General features: G+C 61.2%; 10 protein-coding genes and 1 pseudogene. 9 read left to right on the top strand and 2 right to left on the bottom strand.

Annotated features, from left to right (window positions below):
• Positions 1–392 precede the first annotated feature (392 nt).
• From H5U38_02855 to H5U38_02815, 9 genes and pseudogenes are all read left to right on the top strand, one after another.
• Positions 393–623, top strand: a complete 231-nt coding sequence (locus H5U38_02855; GenBank protein ID MBC7185952.1) for a hypothetical protein — start codon at positions 393–395, stop codon at positions 621–623.
• A gap of 32 nt (positions 624–655) precedes the next feature.
• Positions 656–3,340: a DEAD/DEAH box helicase family protein gene (locus tag H5U38_02850; protein ID MBC7185951.1), complete on the top strand. Its 2,685-nt coding sequence runs from the start codon at positions 656–658 to the stop codon at positions 3,338–3,340.
• Positions 3,337–4,848: an SAM-dependent DNA methyltransferase gene (locus H5U38_02845; GenBank protein ID MBC7185950.1), complete on the top strand. Its 1,512-nt coding sequence runs from the start codon at positions 3,337–3,339 to the stop codon at positions 4,846–4,848. Before H5U38_02850 ends, H5U38_02845 begins: the two co-directional genes overlap by 4 nt.
• Positions 4,849–5,587: 739 nt before the next feature.
• Positions 5,588–5,701: pseudogene (locus tag H5U38_02840) on the top strand (transposase).
• Positions 5,702–5,756: 55 nt separating this feature from the next.
• A complete protein-coding gene (locus H5U38_02835; protein MBC7185949.1) occupies positions 5,757–6,998 on the top strand; it encodes a restriction endonuclease subunit S in 1,242 nt (413 codons plus the stop codon).
• A 302-nt stretch (positions 6,999–7,300) separates the two neighbouring features.
• Positions 7,301–10,375, top strand: a complete 3,075-nt coding sequence (locus H5U38_02830; protein ID MBC7185948.1) for a hypothetical protein — start codon at positions 7,301–7,303, stop codon at positions 10,373–10,375.
• Positions 10,376–10,710: 335 nt separating this feature from the next.
• Complete coding sequence (locus tag H5U38_02825) at positions 10,711–11,004, top strand: DUF3387 domain-containing protein (GenBank protein MBC7185947.1); 294 nt, start codon at positions 10,711–10,713, stop codon at positions 11,002–11,004.
• A 211-nt stretch (positions 11,005–11,215) separates the two neighbouring features.
• Complete coding sequence (locus H5U38_02820; protein ID MBC7185946.1) at positions 11,216–12,958, top strand: glutamine--tRNA ligase/YqeY domain fusion protein; 1,743 nt, start codon at positions 11,216–11,218, stop codon at positions 12,956–12,958.
• A 56-nt stretch (positions 12,959–13,014) separates the two neighbouring features.
• Positions 13,015–15,669, top strand: coding sequence for a patatin-like phospholipase family protein (locus H5U38_02815; GenBank protein ID MBC7185945.1), 2,655 nt, complete (start codon positions 13,015–13,017; stop codon positions 15,667–15,669).
• Between the two features lie 343 nt (positions 15,670–16,012).
• On the opposite strand, the gene H5U38_02810 is transcribed toward H5U38_02815, so the two are convergent.
• Together H5U38_02810 and H5U38_02805 are read right to left on the bottom strand one after the other, a co-directional pair.
• On the bottom strand, positions 16,013–16,804 hold the full coding sequence (locus tag H5U38_02810) for a FecR domain-containing protein (GenBank protein ID MBC7185944.1): 792 nt from the start codon (positions 16,802–16,804) through the stop codon (positions 16,013–16,015).
• A 32-nt stretch (positions 16,805–16,836) separates the two neighbouring features.
• Positions 16,837–17,799 (bottom strand): hypothetical protein (locus tag H5U38_02805; GenBank protein MBC7185943.1); only part of this gene is annotated, 963 nt, incomplete at its 5' end.

Below are 17,799 nucleotides of genomic sequence, written 5' to 3'. Positions count from 1 at the left end.
AGGTTTGCAGCTCGCTCCGAGTACAGTTCGCAGAGCGCGGGATGCCAAAGACGCGCAAGGAAAGACTTACAAGATAGAATCGCGCAGTGAGGAACCCCAACGAGGACACCTCTTTTGAATTTGCCGCGATAGAAGAACCATTTGACTATTTGGCTTGCGGATTCTTTTCACGCACCTTCGAGCTGCTTGGCGTTACTCGCGTGCCTTACGCAGCGGTGCGTGAGTTGGGTGCCCAGAACGTCAATGGTTTTGGATTTCGTTGGAATAAACGAACCTCCAATGACGGGCGCACTGAAAAGATCGTCAGGTCGCAGGGAGCATAACTCAAAAGCTTTGTCCGGCAGGCCCGACCAACTCCTGGCTGAGGGAGTAGGCTCTAGGACGCTCGTGAAATGCACAGGTCCACCATGATGAAGTGGCCTACGGCAAGGCGAAGCAACAACACACCGACCGAGACCACCGGCGCCACCCTCGGCTACGAAGCTGAGTTGTGGCCCATGGCCCACGCCCTGCGCGGCTCAAGGGCCGCCGGCGAGTGCAAGCACGTCCTGCTGGGGCTGATCTTACTCAGGTACATCTGGGACGCATTCGAAGGACGGCGCGCCAAGAGCGAAGCTACATGAGGCAACCGGGAGGGACCTAAAGGACTTGGAATATGGCGGCTGAGTCGAGAAACGAAGCTGATACTCGCGCGACCCTTATTGATCCAAAACTCCGCGCTGCAGGTTGGGCGGACACCCACATCACCCGCGAGCATTTCTACCAAAGGGATGCCCAATACACCAAGGGTCGCGTCATCTTGGTGGGCAACAGTGTCCGGAAAGGCGAAGCGCGCAAAGCGGACTACCTTCTCCGCCTCTCCGAAGCATTCCCGATCGCGGTGGTGGAGGCAAAGGCTGAATCGAAATGCGCGGAGGCAGGCTTAGAAGAAGCCAAGGGATACGCCCGCGACTTGGGTCTGGCATTCGCTTACGCGACGAACGGGCACGAAATCATCGAGTTCGACTTCTTCACCAATTCCACTCGTAACCTGGATCGATTTCCCTCGCCGCAGGAACTGTGGAAGCGGTGGACACAAAATGTCGGCACTGCCACACAAGCACAGAGACACCGAGTTGCTGACTCGCCGGCACCTGACGAAAGCGACAAGAGATCGAACCCCTTGCTGCACCCCTACTGTCCAGAGGCAACATGCGGGAAGCACCCCCACTATTTCCAAGAAGTTGCCATCCGCGAGGTAATCAAGCGGCTCATGCAGGGACGTAAGCGTGTGCTGCTGACGATGGCGACCGGTACCGGGAAGACCTTCGTCGCCTTCCAAATCGTGTGGAAGCTCATCAAGTCCGGTTGGCTCCAACGTCCGCATCCTGATCGGCCTGGCCGCGTCCTTTTCCTTGCAGATCGTGTGGTTCTGCGTGACCAGGCCTACAACACCTTCGGACCGTTTGCGGACGGAACCAGCGAGCCGCGTTTGAAGGTAGAAGGCCACCCCCCAAACCTCACGCGTGACCTGTACTTCGGCATCTACCAAGCCCTTTGGAGCCCCGACGACCAGGGCCATCGCCTCTTTGAAAAGTTCCCGCGCGACTTCTTCGACCTCGTCATCATCGACGAATGCCACCGCTCCGGCTTCGGCACCTGGCGCGAAATCCTCGACCACTTCGGGCTCGCAATCCATCTGGGCATGACCGCCACGCCAAAACAGGACGAAAATATAGACACCTATGCCTATTTTTGCGCCGAGGAGCCCGAGGTAGCTATTGATTCCGACCACCCGGAGCGGGGTACCTGGCGCACGCCGGCCTACCAATACAGCCTTGGCCGCGGCATCGAGGACGGCTTTCTTGCCACCTACAAAGTGCACCGTGTTCGCACTACCGTGGACGCTACCGGGCTGCACCTGCAGGATGCCATCGAGCAGGGAGCCGAGGTGTTCATCCCCGAGGATGCTGAGCCGCGTGAACTTTATACCACGCCACAGTTCGAGCGAGAGGTCACCCACCCTGACCGCACCAGAACCATGGTCTCCCACCTCGCAGGGCTTCTCCGCCGCTTTGGCAAGATGGAAAAGACCATGGTTTTCTGCGTTGACATGGAACATGCCCGCTTGGTGGCCCGGCTGCTGCAGGATGAGTTCGGCCCAGAAACAGGGCTCCCCAACTACGCCGTGCCCATCATCTCGGAAGAGGGGGAAGAGGGACGGCGAGCACTCGAGGCCTTTGCCGACTCCGACAAGCCGGCGCCTGTGGTCGCCACCACGGCCGAGCTCCTCTCTACGGGCGTGGACGTCCCTGCGTGCCGCAACATCGTCTTCATGAAAACCCTCTCTTCGCCGATCCTGTTCAAGCAGATCATCGGCCGCGGCAGCCGGCTCGATCCTGCCACAGACAAGTCCTGGTTCCGCATCATTGATTACACCGGCGCCACCCGCCTCTTCGATGAATGGGATCGCCCGCCCCTTCCATTACCGGAATCCCCGAAAGGCCCCCAGACCGCGGCCGTGCAAGGGCGGGTGTTCCACGTGGATACTCAAGAACTCATCATCGGAGGGCGGGTGAGCATACGCACTGGCCCGAATAGCCAGCGCGGGCCCATCCTGACAGACGAAAGTGGTGGATTCAGATTCGAAAAGCTCCCGGCGGGAGCACTCCAGCTTATGGTCAGTGCAACGGGCTTCGCCGACCGCACCCTTGCCATAGAAACCACCCCGGACGAAACGCTGGAGGTGGCCGTGCCGCTCAAGCCGGTCTCGAAAAAGGGCGGGAAGATCCTTGTTGCAGGTCTCGAGGTCACCATCGCAGACGAGGCAGTGTTCCTCATCGAGGCTACGGGCGAACAGCTCACCCTGGCGCAGTACCAGGACTACACCCGCCGGCGCATCATTGCGGTGGCCTCGAGTCGGCGTACGCTTCGCGACATCTGGGTGGACGGCAGCCGGCGACGGGCCTTCCTCGACGAGCTCCGCCAATCCAGCATCCACCCGGAAGTACTTGCGGACGTGCTTGGACAACCGGAGGCCGACGCCTTCGATCTTCTCTGCCACATCGCCTTTGGTAGCCCCATCCGCTCGCGCAGCGAAAGAGCCGCAGCATTCCGGAACCGCGAGCAGGCATTTATCAACGCTCACAAGGAGGATGCGCGAAAGGTCATCCTTGAGCTGCTCGAAAAGTACCGGGTGGGCGGTATTGATCAACTGGAACCCGAGATCTTTGGCGTTTCGCCCTTCCGGGAGTGGGGCGGAGCGTCGAGGATCAGCCACTGGTTCGGCGGTGGCGCGGCACTCGGCCGCTCCATGCAAGCCATGCGAGAGAAGATCTACGCTGAGGAGGCTGCCGCATGAACGGACCACAAACGAGAGAAAACCTGGCCAACGAAATGTGGCGTGCTTGCGACGTCCTCCGCCGCGACAACAACTGCGGCGGCATCATGGAGTACATCGAGCACCTCGCATGGCTGCTCTTCCTCCGCTTTCTCGACGCCCAGGAGGAGGAGTGGGAGACCCAGGCCAAACTCGCCGGCCGCCCCTACATGCGCATCCTGGATGGCGAGCTCCGTTGGTCTGAGTGGGCAACCAAGGACTGGCCCGCGGACCGCTTGCTGGAGTTCGTTCACGGCCGTCTCATCCCCTACCTGCAGAGTCTGGGCGGCGACCCCCTGCGGGAGACGATCCGCAGCGTTTTTGCCGAACGCAATGTGATCGTCTGCGCCTCAGGCTACAACTTGAAAGAAGTGCTCCAGATCGTGAACGGCATCGACTTCCACAGCCAGGACGACATCTTCACCGTCTCTCAGGTGTATGAAGAGTTGCTCCGCCGTCTGGGCAGTGAAAACCGTCTGGCTGGCGAGTTCTACACCCCGCGGCCCGTGGTGCGGTTTATCGTGGACCTTATCGCGCCCAAGATTGGCGAGACCGTCTACGACCCTGCCTGCGGCTCTTGCGGCTTTCTCGCGCAGGCCTACCTGCACATGAAGGACCAGGAAGGCACCATCGAGGATCACAAAACGCTTCAGGAACGCACTTTCTTTGGCCAGGAGAAAAAGCCGCTGCCCGCCCTTTTGGGCCTCATGAACATGGTCCTGCACGGCGTCACCGCGCCGCGCATTGTCCGGCGCAATACGCTGGAGGAAAACATCCGGTCCGTCTCCGAGCGCTACGACGTGGTCTTGACCAATCCCCCCTTCGGCGGCACCGAGGGGCACCACATTCAGGCCAACTTTCCCGTCCAGGCCACGGCCACGGAGCTTCTCTTCGTCCAGCACATCATGAAGAAGCTCAAACCCCGCGACGGCGCCCGCTGCGGCATGGTCGTTCCCGAAGGGACGCTCTTTCGCGGCGGCGCCTTCGCCACGGTGAAGCAGGATCTCTTGGAGCAGTTCAACCTGCATACCGTGGTGAGCCTTCCGCCCGGCACGTTTGCGCCCTATTCCGATGTCAAGACAGCGCTCCTCTTCTTCGAGCGGCCCGGACCGACTACGGAGACCTGGTATTACGAACTGCCTCTGCCGGAGGGCCTCAAAAAGTTCAGCAAGGGAAGCCCTATCCAGGACGAGCATTTTGAAGAGGCGCGCCGGCTTTGGAAAGCATGGGACGCGTACCGCAAAGGCCGGGGCCCGCGCGAGGCTTGCCTTTCGCAGGGTTCTTGGATCGTTCCTGCCGACGAGGTCAAAGCGCGCGGCTACGACCTCACCGCCCGCAACCCGAACCGCAAGGAGGCCGAGGCGCCTCCGTCACCGGTGGAGATCGTGGCGAGGCTGCTAGAGAAGGAGCGGGAGATTCTGAGCATCGTAGAGGAGCTGGACGGGCTGCTCGGCAACAACGTCACGAACCAAAATAGCCATGGCCTTTGACCCCCAAAAGCATCATCGTCGATCTATACGCCTCAAGGGCTACGATTATCGCCAGCCCGGTGCTTATTTCGTGACCATCTGCACCCAGGACCGCGCATGCCTTTTCGGCGACGTTGTGGACGGGGAAATGCGATTTAATGAGGCCGGACGAATGGTGGTCGCCGAATGGCAAAGAATACCGGAACGGTTTTCCAATGTGGAATTGGACGCCTTCGTTGTCATGCCCAATCACATCCACGGCATCATCATGATCACCGAACCCGTAGGGGCAGGCCTCGTGCCTGCCCATGATGGCAACGCCGTAGGGGCAGGCCTTGTGCCTGCCCATAATGGGGCAACCACCGAAAATGGGGCAACCACAAGGGTTGCCCCTACCCCCGACGGCTCGCACGTCCCCGCTACCACCCCGGTAGGGGCAGGCCTTGTGCCTGCCCACGGTGGCACAGGCCTCGTGCCTGCCCAGAATGGGGCAAACACCGAAAATGGGGCAACCACAAGGGTTGCCCCTACCACCGATGGGGCACCTGCCCCACACACAACCCCCGTAGGGGCAGGCCTCGTGCCTGCCCATGGTGGCACAGGCCTCGTGCCTGCCCAGAATGGGGCAAACGCCGAAAATGGGGCAACCACAAGGGTTGCCCCTACCGTGGGGGATATTGTCGGGGCGTTCAAATCCATCACCACGGTTCGATACATCCAGGGCGTGAAACAAAACGGCTGGCCGCCCTTTCTGGTCCGATTGTGGCAACGCAATTATTGCGAACATATCATCCGCAACGAGGAATCTTTGCATCGCATTCGGGAATACATCGCCCTAAACCCCCTGCAATGGCACCTGGACCGGGAGAATCCAAACCGGCTGGGTGACGACGACCGGTGGGACCATCTTTTCAAACCGGAGGACCACCATGACTGAGGGACCCTACAAACTCCCCGCCGGCTGGCGGTGGGTGCGTTTGGGGGAGGTGGCGATGGAAATTCAGAGCGGCTTTGCCTTCCGGAAAAAGAACGTTCAGGGAGGCGATGTTCTCCAGCTGCGCCCTTACAACATTGGTGAAAATGGTGAGCTGGCATTCGTTCAGAAGTTCTTCGTTCCAAGAAGCGCCCTTCCTCCGAACTGGTCACCGCTGCGGCCAGGAGATGTTCTGTTCAACAACACAAACAGTGTTGAGCTCGTCGGGAAAACAGCTCTGGTTCGCGAGGAAATGGAGGCAGGCTTCTCGAATCACATCACTCGTATCCGTGTTTCGCCGGATGTGTGTGAGGGGGCTTGGCTAGCAGCGGCGTTGAATGCTCTGTGGCGACAGGGCCTCTTCGCGAAACGATGTAACAGATGGATAGGCCAGGCAGGCTACAATACGGAGAGTCTCCGCGGAACCCTCATCCCCCTCCCACCCCTTCCCGAGCAACGCCGCATCGTGGCGCGAATCGAGGAGCTGATGGAGCGCATCCGCGAGGCCAGGCGCCTGCGCGAGCAAGCCCGCGAGGACACCGAACGCCTCTGGCAGTCCGTCCTCGCCGAGACCTTCCCCCGCCCCGGCCAGGACCTGCCCGAAGGCTGGCGGTGGGTGAGGTTGGGGAACGTGTGTGTACCTACAGAAAGACGAGACCCGACCAAACAGCCTTCCACGCTCTTCATATACGTTGATATCTCGGCCGTGGATAATGCCGAAGGGAAGATAACATCCCCAACACAGCTTATGGGGCGAGATGCGCCCAGCCGAGCACGCAAGGTCATCCGCAAGGCCGACATCATCTTTGCTACGACTCGCCCTTACCTGAAGAACATAGCCACTGTTGGTCCGGAACTGGACAGTCAAATCTGTTCCACAGGCTTCTGCGTGCTTCGCGCTAATCCCAGCCTCGTTGAGCCCGGCTTCCTGTTCTACGTCTGCCGATCCGAAGTTGTGGTCGAGCAACTCTTAGGCGCTAACATGAGAGGAGCGAGCTACCCGGCGGTAACGGATAAAGATGTATATGAATCCCTCATTCCCCTCCCACCCCTCGCCGAGCAGCGCCGCCTCGTGGCGCACCTGGAGGCGGTGCAGGAGCGCATCCGGGCGCTCAAGGAGGCGCAATCGGCGACCCAGGCCGAGCTCCAGCGCCTCGAGCAGGCGATCCTGGACAAAGCCTTTCGGGGGGAATTGTGATGGCGGACGAGCATACCAACTTGAAGCTGTTTCGCTTCACTGACCCCTACCAGCGGCATATCTATAGGGAATTAGGGGATATGGTTGGTCCGGGACCAGCAGCCTTCTTTAGGGATGCTTGCTGGCTCATGTCGAATCCTAATATACTTCAGAGTACGGCGCACTTGGTTGCTCATCTGCTTCGTGAGATCGAGAGTGCCATTCGCCATGTCTTTCTGCCTGTGGCTAGAGGCGTCACTGAGAACTCAGCAAAGGGGTCGTCTCAGGAGCACAAGGAACAGATCCGGGCGATCCTTCGAACATTGAGAATTCCCGAGGATTGCCGAGAAGCCCAGGCTTGGTTCAAACTGGCGGGTAATCTCTACGGCATCGCCCATCGACGCGGTCTGGATGCGCCACGACCCGTGAATGAAATCCGCGAGATTTGGGATTCGAGTCTGACCTTGCTTCAAGTGCTGTTGGAAGCGCTGCGGGAAAGGTTCCTCCTGTGGATCAAAATCCTCGATCAACTCTTGGATAAGTCTCGGCCAACCAACGAAGATTTGCAGAGACTATCCCAGGGGGTTCCCAACAACCAGGTCACCCGGCAACACTTTTTTGACCGTCTCAAAAACCCTGAGTGGCTTGACCCGCTTAGGAAGAAGGGCTTTTTCAAGCATCCACCTCAGCCGGTACGCGACGAAGAAAAAGGCACGCTCCGTTTTCCACCTTGGCCCGAGGCGCGCTACCTGGCGCGTATGGCCAAGCACAAACCGAAGCTTGTGGCTGAGATCATCCAAAATATGGGTGATACCGACAATCCTGCGGTGCTCTCGGATCTCGTGGATGCGCTGCTTGCCATGCCGGCAGAGATCTCAGGGCAGCTCGTGGAAAAGGCTACGCGCTGGGCAGAGTCACCCTATCCGTATCTGCTGCTGCCGGAAAACCTGGGTCAGCTGCTCGCTCATTGGGCGAAGGGAAACCGTACTCAGGAGGCCTTGCGCGTCGCGCGTGTCCTCCTCGCCGTTTTTCCGGATGAACGCCCCATGGAGCCAGGCCTCGATGAGCTATATCGTCCGCCGGAGCCGCGGGCGCGCTTTGATACCTGGGAGTACGAGGAGATCCTGCAAAAAAGCTATCCAGAACTCGTCAGGGCGGCCGGTCTACCTGCGGTCGAACTGCTGTGCGACCTATTGGACAAGGCCATTCAGCTTTCCCGATGCTGTGAAGAGGACGAAGGGCCGGAGGACTATTCGTATATTTGGCGACCGGCCATCGAGGATCATTCTCAAAACCTCGGTCATACGGTTGCGGATGCTCTCATTTCTGCGCTTCGAGACGCTGCAGAGGCTGTCGTGGGCTGCGGGCACGCAACCGCCGAAACGGTCGTGGACGCCCTTGAGCGCAGACACTGGAATGTCTTCCGTCGCATCGCCTTGCACATCCTCAGGGTGTTCCCCGAGCAGGCGGCAAATCTGGCCACCGAGAGGTTAACTAACCGAACCCTGTTCGACGATGTGCACCTGCAGCATGAGTATACCCTCCTTTTGCGGGAGTGTTTTCCGCGCCTGTCCCGAGAAGACCAGGAAAAGATCCTTGGTTGGATCCAGGATGGGCCCGATTTGGAGAGAGCAAGGGAGACGGGCGGAGAGGCCTCCGAAGACGGGGGGATCCCATCCCGTGAGATCTGGCAGCGGGACTGGCTGGCAAGAATAGGCCCCGAAGTTCTCCCTGCAGAATGGCGCGAACGCTATGTGCAACTGGTCGGAAAGCACGGTGAACCGGAGCACCCAGAGTTCCCGGTCTCCACGGGAAGCCTAGTAGGTCCGACGAGCCCCAAGTCCGATGCTGAGCTCAAAGCAATGCCCATTTCTGAGATCGTGGAATTCCTCAAGACCTGGAGGCCTCCGGAGAATGATCTTCGGGAGCCGTCCCGTGAGGGGCTGGGCCGCGTGCTGACATGCGTGGTCGCGCAAGATCCTGGACCTTTCGCAGTGGAGGCCAAACGCTTCAGTGGCTTGGACCCGACATACATCCGCGCCGTCCTGTTGGGCCTCCGGGAGGCCTTGAGGCAAGGTAGAACTTTCGATTGGCAGCCGGTTCTGGAGCTGTGCGAATGGGTGCTCCGACAACCGCGCGAAATCCCTGGCCGGCAGAGGCCACGGATGGAAGGCGATCCGGATTGGGGCTGGACGCGCAAAGCGATCGCGGACTTGCTCTCTACCGGTTTCGAAGAAAGCCCGGCGCCCATCGCGATCCACCTTCGCGAGAGGGTGTGGGCGGTTCTCAAGCCGCTAACCGATGACCCTGATCCGACACCTGAGCAGGAGCGACGCTACGGTGGCTCCAACATGGATCCCGCCACGCTCGCGATAAACACCGTTCGGGGTAGGGCCATGCACGGGGTCGTCCGCTACGGACTTTGGGTGCGACGGCATGTGGAGACGGAGTCGACATCGGAGCAGGGGTCTCAAAAGGGCTTCGCAGAGATGCCCGAGGTACGGGAGGTGTTGGAAGCACACCTTGACCCGGCCCGGGACCCCTCACTGGCTATCCGGGCGGTTTACGGCCAAAGGTTCCCCTGGCTTGTCCTCCTCGATACAGAGTGGGCGCGCACCCATGCAGGGAGGATTTTTCCGCAAGAAAAAGAGGCGTTTTTCGAGGCGGCGTGGAACTCCTACATTGCGTTATGTAGACCATATGACAACGTATGGGAGATCCTCCGGCCGTCCTACCGCTTGGCAGTAGACCGGATTGGCGTCCGGCGAGACGACACGCGTTGGCTCGCCGACCCTGATGAGCGATTGGCCGAACATCTCATGGTCTTTTACTGGCGTGGGAAGCTTTCACTCGACGATCCCTTGTTTGTAGACTTCTGGAAAAACGCGCCGGATGCCCTAAGGGCGCATTCATTAGCATTCGTAGGCAGAACTTTCGAGCAGACGAAAGGAGGTGTTGCAGCAGAAACCCTGGATCGGCTGAAACAATTGTGGGAACGTCGTCTTGCCGCGGCCAAGGAGGCACAACGGCCCTCCGATTTTGGAAAGGAAATTGCCGCCTTCGGTTGGTGGTTCGTGTCGGGTAAGTTCGATATAGATTGGGCGCTGGACCAGCTTCTCGCGTCGACAGAGCATGTCGGCAAAACAGAGCCGACCCGCAGGGTTGTTGAAGCACTTGCGAGGACAGCCGAAACCCATAGCCTTAAGTCACTCAAAAGCCTAAACCTGATCTCGAAGGGCGATCGGGAAGGATGGAACCTTTACGCAAGTCGGAAGCACGTGCGGCGCATCCTTCAACTGGCCATGGAGAACCCAGATGCTAAAGAAGAGGCTGAAGGGCTGATCCATTACCTGGGAAGCCGTGGCTTTCTCGACTTCAAGGACTTGGTGTCCAGGTGACCGTCGCGGCTGCAAGCCCCGAAAGATGACGGGGCCGAACTGCTCCCATACAGGATCTGCTACCTCTTAGGCAGAGGAACGCAACATGGCATCCGCAGGGATGCTACTGATAAGCCGAGGAAGATCCGAGAGGCGATAGAGAACATTGACGCCCAGGACCCCCTGAGCAAACCCGCTTCTCCGTTCGATGCGCTAAAGAGGCTGATAGATACCTTTGGCAAGTAAGCCGCATGCTCGCCCGCCGAACCGCCGACCGCCGTATCTTCCGCGACAACAGTTCAGGTGATTGAAGCACTCATTCCGACGGCAAAGGGCATGCGCGTGGGCGACCGCATTTGGTGCAGACCGTCCGCGAGACCGTTTCGTTAGACTGCGCCAGCTTGCGGCGCTTGGTCAAGCGCGTCCTGCCCAGGTACGGCTACCCGCCGGACAAGCAGGAAAAGGCGACGCAGACGGTGTTAGAGCAGGCAGCCCTTCTGTGTGCGGAGTGGGCGGCGGCACGAGAGTGGCGTCTCCCAAGCCTTTCCACCCAACCCATATCCCCGCGCGCCCTGCGGCGGAGACGCAAAACGGGAGAATGTGGAAGCCCGGGCAAGAACCCATGTGCCGACGCAAGCCTTGTGTGCTAACCTCCCGGAGGTTTCCGATCCAGTAGGGGTGGAGAAGCGTTCCCCGTAGCCTATCCTCAGCACGCCTACCGCCAGGCAAGCTTTCCACCTTGACATTCTTGGGGCGATTTGCTACATTTAAAACCGCACCTTTTGGCCCTGACGGCACCACGCTTGCTTTCCGCCACCTGGGCGAATGGACACAGATGAGTTACTCGGGAGGATGAGTGTTATGGCAGCACCGGAACGGGATGAGGACAGCGAAAAGAACGACAAGGAAGAGACCCCGCGCAGTCCCAACTTCATCCGGGCCATCATTGAGGAGGACCTGAAGAACAACCGCTTCGGCGGCCGGGTGCACACCCGCTTCCCGCCCGAGCCGAATGGCTACCTGCACATCGGCCACGCCAAGTCCATCTGCCTCAACTTTGGCCTCGCGGAAGAGTTCGGCGGCAAGTGCAACCTGCGCTTCGACGACACCAATCCCACCAAGGAAGAGGAGGAATACGTCCAGGCGATCATCGAGGACGTGCGCTGGTTAGGCTTCGACTGGGAAGACCGCCTGTACTTCGCCTCCGACTATTTCGAGCAGATGTACCAGTGGGCGGAACAGCTCATCAAAGCGGGCAAGGCGTATGTGTGCGACCTGAGCCCCGAGCAGATCCGCGAGTACCGTGGTACCCTCACCGAGCCGGGGAAAAACAGCCCCTACCGCGACCGCTCGGTGGAGGAGAACTTGGACCTGTTCCGCAGGATGCGGGCCGGCGAATTCCCCGACGGGTCTCGCGTGCTGCGTGCCAAGATCGACATGGCCTCGCCGAACCTCAACATGCGCGACCCGGTCATGTACCGCATTCTGCACGCTCGGCACCACCGCACCGGCGACAAGTGGTGCATCTACCCCACCTACGACTGGGCACATGGGCTGGAGGACTCGATCGAGGGGATCACCCACTCCATCTGCACCTTGGAGTTTGAGGACCATCGCCCTCTGTACGACTGGTTCCTGGACCAGTTGGGCATCTACCACCCGCAGCAAATCGAATTCGCGCGCCTCAACCTCACCTACACGGTGATGAGCAAGCGCAAGCTGTTGGAGCTGGTTCAGGGCGGCTATGTGCGCGGCTGGGATGACCCCCGCATGCCGACCATCTCGGGGTTGCGCCGCCGCGGCTACACTCCGGAGGCCATCCGAACCTTCGCCGAGCGGATCGGGGTGGCCAAACGCGAGAGCACGGTGGACATTGCCCTCTTGGAACATTGCTTGCGCGAGGACCTCAACAAGCGCGCCCCGCGCGTCATGGGGGTGCTGCGTCCGCTGAAGCTGGTGATTCTCAACTACCCCGAGGGTCAGACCGAGGAGCTGGAGGCGATCAACAACCCAGAGGACCCCAGCATGGGCACCCGCAAGGTACCCTTCTCCCGGGTCTTGTACATTGAGCAGGACGACTTCCGGGAGGTGCCGCCGCCCAAGTACTACCGTCTGGCTCCAGGGCGCGAGGTGCGCTTGCGCTACGCCTACTTTGTCAAGTGCGTCGATGTGGTCAAAGATGAGCAAGGCCGGGTGGTCGAGGTCCATTGCACGTATGACCCGGCGACCAGGGGAGGCGATTCGCCGGATGGGCGGAAGGTGAAGGCGACCATCCACTGGGTCTCCGCTGCCCACGCCTTGCCCGCAGAAGTGCGGCTCTACGACCACCTTTTCACCGTGCCGGACCCGGGAGATGTGCCCGAGGATGTGGACTGGAAGACCTTCCTGAACCAGAATTCGCTGGAAGTGCTGACCTCGTGCCAGGTGGAGCCGAGCTTGGCCGGTGCCAAGCCAGGGTTCCGTTGTCAGTTTGAGCGCCAGGGCTACTTCTGCGTTGATCCGGACACCACGGAGGACCGGCTGGTGTTCAACCGCACGGTCACGCTGCGCGACACCTGGGCCAAGATCGAGAAGAGCCTGAAGGCGGAGACGGAGCAGGCGTGATCAGCACCAGGGCGGCAAGTCCTGGCGCACAAACCTTTTGCCGGAGATGGAGGCCAATGGCCTTTCTACCCCGCGTGGGGCCATTGCTGCTCCTACTGGGTCTTTTTCCCTGCGGGGCTGCGGGCGCCCGGTCCGCGTTGCCGGCGGCCATCGTGCACCTCCCCTTTGGGGGCAAAGTGGAGCCGCCCGCCTCGTTCGTCTCCTATCGGACGATAGCGCGCCCCACGGTAGGCCTTGCCCTCAGCGGCGGCGGACTGCGTGGCCTGGCGCAAATAGGCGTCCTCGAAGTCCTTGAGGAGCAGCGCGTGCCGATAGACCTGGTGGTGGGCACCAGCATCGGCAGCGTGGTCGGCGGGCTCTACGCCGCGGGTTACCTGCCCGAGGAGCTGTGGGCAAGCATCTCGGCGGTGGACTGGCGCACGATCCTCGTGGACGCGCCACCGCGCAGCGCGCTCTTTGTGGGGCAAAAGGAGGAGCGGGCGCGCCACCTCGTCGAAGTCCGCCTCAAGGGCCTAAAGCCGTACCTGCCGCAAGCTATCACCCGCGGCCAGCAGCTCAATGCGATTCTTGCCGAGCTGTGCATGGGGGCGCCGTGGGGTCACATCGCCAACTTTGACTCGCTGTGCGTCCCGCTGAGGATCATCACCACCGATCTGATCACTGGCCAGAAAGTGGTGCTGCGCCACGGGGATCTGGTGCAGGCCATGCGGGCCTCTATCGCCGTGCCCCTCCTCTTCACGCCGGTGGAGCAGGGCCAGGCCTTGCTTGCGGACGGGGGTCTGGTGGACAACATCCCGGTGGCAGAGGCGCGAGCCGCGGGAGCCGATCTGGTAATCGCGGTGGATACCACCTCGCCGCTGCGCCGGGCGGACCAGATGAACATGCCCTGGGAAGTGGCCGACCAGGTGACCAGCATCATGCAGGTGGAACGCAATCGTCAGATGCTGGCTGAGGCGGACGTCGTCATCTCCATTGCCGACCTGGTGCGCACGTCCACTGAGGTCACCAACTTAGAGGAGCTGCGGGAAGTCGGGCGGGCTCGCGCGGAGCAGCAAATTGGCCAAATTCAGCGCCGACTGGCCGAGCTCACCGCCAAGGACGGTGAACTGCACCCGCCCATGTGGGTAGACAGTATCGCGGTCGTCGACGCACCCCCCGAGGTGGCGCAAATAGTGCCATCCCTTCCGGCTGTCCCCGCCGTGCTCGACCTCGTCGCAACGCTGCGGCGGATCTACGAGACCGGCTACTTTGCCGACGCCTGGGCAGAGGTAGATACCCTGCAAGGGCGCACGGTCGCGCTGTTGCACCTGCGGCCGCACCCCACGCTGCGCGCCATTCAGTTCCGGGGTAACCACGTGCTTGCCGACTCCGTCCTCCTGCAGGCAGTGGAATCGCGCATCGGGGTGCCGATAAACCACCATCGAGCCACGCGGGATCTGCGCCGGCTGCTCGCGCTGTACCGGCGGCACGGGTTTTCGCTGGCGCGCATCACTGAGGTCTCCTGCGACTCGTCCACTGGCGTGGTCACCATTCAGCTTGATGAAGGGCACATCAACCAAGTGCTGGTGCAAGGCAATGCGCGCACCAAGCGCCACGTTATCCTCCGCGAGATACATCTCCGCCCGGGGGAGGCGTTCAATGTGCAGGAAGCCAAGCAGGACATGGCCAACATCTATGCCACGGGCTTTTTCGAGAACGTCTCGTTTGCTCCTGCCCGCAACGGCAACGGATACACGCTCGTAGTGAGGGTTAAAGAGCGGCCCTTCCGAGTGGTGAGGATGAGCAGCCACTATGATCAGGACCGGGGTTTACGCGGGGCAGCGGAAGTGGCGGAGCAGAATGTCCTCGGGATCGGGGCCACTGGCTCCTGCCTCGGGGTCGTGGGACGGCGCGACCGCGGGGCAAAGCTATCAGGCCGCCTGGATAGACTCGGCGCGAGCTACACCACCCTTGCCGTAGAGCTGGGCTATCTGCAAAAGGAGCGCTTCACGTACGCGGGGCACCACCAGGTGGGACAATATCGGCAGGGGACCTTCAGCGCCTTGGCCAGCATCGGGCAGCAGCTGGAACGGCTGGGCACGCTGTCAGTGGAGGTCAGGGCGGAGCACACGACGATGAGCCCGCTCGGTGGGCGGTTGTACCAGACCGGCACCCTCAGCTTTCGGAGCGTCGCCCTGCGCAGTCTTGTGGATACGCGTGACCAGCTGCCCTTCCCCAATGCGGGCAAGCATCAGGTGTTCTACTATGAGTACGCGGCCGGTCGGCTCGGCGGCGCCCCGGTTTCCTTTTCTCGTGTCTATTCCTCTCTGGATACCTGGTACACCTTCCTGCCGGGTCACACGCTCCATCCGTCCGTGCGCTGGGGGAGCAGCGACAACAGCACGCCGTTTTCTGAGCAGTTTAAGATAGGAGGTGAGGACTCTTTTCCTGGCTTGCGGCTGGAGGAGGGAGTTGGTCGGCACATGATCGTGGCGGGCGTTGAGTACAGGGCGGCGCTCCCCTGGCGACGACCATTCCCCTGGTATGTTGCGGCAGCCTACCGCGTGGGGGCCGTCTGGCGCCTCACGCTCGATGTGAAGCTCAGCGACTTTCTCCACTCCTTCGGCGCCAGCATCAAAGCGCGCACGCCCGTGGGGCCCCTGTCCCTCGGCTACGGCCGCACCAGCGACGGGCGCTCCTGCTACTACCTGTCCGCCGGCCTCGACTTCTGAGGCGAAGATAGGAAGGTTCGGAGTCTCACCCAACGAAAAAGGGCGGGCGTCGCATCGCGAGCACCCGCCTGATTGGTCAACCGCACCGTGAACAGTCCCTCGAGAAAACGCCCCTAAGCTTCGTGGCAGCCAGCCGGTCCGGGAACCACCTCAACACTCCACGAGCGGAGTGGAGAAAGCACAGCTGCGTGGCAGGCAGTCTTCACCGGGTAAACAGGCAACCGCACGAGCCTGAAGAGCCAGCGGCCATCTCCCTCCCCCAGAACAGCCTTACTTGCTCGGCTCCGACAGACAGCCCCAGGAGAGGTGGGTTTTCCGGAGGCCCCGATGCGCAGCTGCCGGCTTATCGCTGTGGTTGCGGACGCCGCTGCAGGTCACGGCGCATGTTCCAGCGCACCCACTCGCTCTGCTCCTCGGGGTCGCTGGTGCTGAAGGAGCCGGCCTGCACAACGCGGCCGTTCTTGTCGATCTTGATCTTCTGCATGCTCTTGACGATGTAGAACCACTCCTCCAGCGACACCTCCCGTGGCCCTGGGATCTCGTAAGGCCCCGGCACCTCTTGCGGCGGCGCGATGAACTGCGGCTTGAGGTCAGTGCGTTCCGGCGCGTTGGTCACGCTCACCTGGCCCCGATAGACGCGCAGCTCCGTGGTGGAATCGCTCGCCACGCCGAGCCGCAGGGTGGTTCCGGTGATGGCAGCGGCAGCCTTGGGCGTCTTGATCTTAAAGTCCACCTCCCCCACGTCGCCATTGACGCTTGCCCAGATGTCCCCCTCCTGCACGGTGATGGCCACATTGCGCTTCTGGGCCTTTTTCTCCTCGTAGAGGCGGATGATGTCGATGGTGGTCTGCGGCGCCATGCGCACCAAGTCCAACTCGGTGAGCTCCAGCTCTGCCCGCGATTGCCTGAACGTGCGCACCTTGTCACCATCGGTCACCAATGTGTTCTGATAGGCGTTTTCCCAATCCTCCGACTGCAGCCCGCGCCTCTTTGCCATCCCCTCCACGTGGGCGACCCGCCCTTTGGTACTCACCTCCTCGGGCGCTGGAACGCTGGCCACTATGCCAATCACGCTGAGCACCGTCCCCACAAGCAGGATGACGGCGAGCATCCACGCAACGGTTCGCTTGCCCATGAGTGACTCCCTCGATTGGTGGCTACGGCCGGTTATGGTTTCTTGGCAAAGTAGCGACTGAACACAATATCCCCCAGACGCATGGCTTCGCGACAAAACGGGCTCACCTGGCGGCGTGCCAGCTCGGCGTCGATGGCCGCCTTGGCCTCTTTCCAGCGGTCGATGGCTTCCAGGCGATCGATAAAGGCATGGTAGGCGCCGCGGTCATTGCCGAAGAGCTTCTTGACAAAAGCCTTGCGGTCCTTGTTGGTGATGAGGCTGCGCAGGGCAGGATAGGGCCCAGGCGGTTGTCGCTCGATGATGCGGCGATCGACGACCACCCTGGCTGCATCGTCTTCTTCGACTCCCGCAAAGGTCAGGCGGGGAGCAGTAGCGCGTCGTGGGGCAGGCTCGTGCTTGGGCTTCAGTGGTGCGGGAGGCGCGAAGAGATCTTCCAGCAGGCCGCTGCCCATGGCCGTCCGGGCGTCATGAATTGCCTCCAATAGGAGCTGATCTGGGCGCGTACCCCGCGGGCCCTCGCCACGTCCCTCGTCGCTCAGGACTTTTTCGTCGCCACCGTTGTCCTCTTCCCGCAAACCACGCAGCAGGAGCTGGCGCTCCAGGGCCGTCTCAATCTGATCGAGCGTCCAGTAGTCCGTCCCCTGACTGGTCGCTAACTCACTGATCCTATCGGCGATATCGGGCAGGTCTCGGACCCGCAACATGCTGACCAGTTGCTCGGTGCGCAGCACCTCACCGTTCGTATGCCCAGAGAGGCGGAAGAAACTCTCCAATTTGGCCACGTCGGCCATAAAAGTTGCCAACGGTCTTGTGCCGTAGGTCTGCTCCTCCGCCTTTCTGGCCAGCTGCTCGAAGGTGGTCGCATCGATGTTCTCTGGCCCCTGCAGCACCAGTTGGGCCAGCGCGCCGAGGTACGGGCGACCGTCGGCCAGCTGCTCAATGGCCCGCGCGATTTCCTCTTTGTGACGCACCGGGTGCCGCCGGAAAAAGAGATT

The sequence above is a fragment of the Calditrichota bacterium genome, assembly GCA_014359355.1.
Classification (GTDB): domain Bacteria; phylum Zhuqueibacterota; class Zhuqueibacteria; order JANLFK01; family Oleimicrobiaceae; genus Oleimicrobium.
The sequence above is the reverse complement of the archived record's forward strand: the minus strand, read 5'-3'. Positions and strand labels throughout refer to the sequence as shown.

What these genes read in the sequence shown, in the direction of transcription:
- H5U38_02820 (MBC7185946.1), top strand. Translation starts at nt 11,216, where the DNA reads ATGGCAGCACCGGAACGGGATGAGGACAGCGAAAAGAACGACAAGGAA.
- H5U38_02850 (MBC7185951.1), top strand. Translation starts at nt 656, where the DNA reads ATGGCGGCTGAGTCGAGAAACGAAGCTGATACTCGCGCGACCCTTATT.
- H5U38_02815 (MBC7185945.1), top strand. Translation starts at nt 13,015, where the DNA reads ATGGCCTTTCTACCCCGCGTGGGGCCATTGCTGCTCCTACTGGGTCTT.
- H5U38_02835 (MBC7185949.1), top strand. Translation starts at nt 5,757, where the DNA reads ATGACTGAGGGACCCTACAAACTCCCCGCCGGCTGGCGGTGGGTGCGT.
- H5U38_02810 (MBC7185944.1), bottom strand. Translation starts at nt 16,804, where the DNA reads ATGGGCAAGCGAACCGTTGCGTGGATGCTCGCCGTCATCCTGCTTGTG.
- H5U38_02845 (MBC7185950.1), top strand. Translation starts at nt 3,337, where the DNA reads ATGAACGGACCACAAACGAGAGAAAACCTGGCCAACGAAATGTGGCGT.
- H5U38_02855 (MBC7185952.1), top strand. Translation starts at nt 393, where the DNA reads ATGCACAGGTCCACCATGATGAAGTGGCCTACGGCAAGGCGAAGCAAC.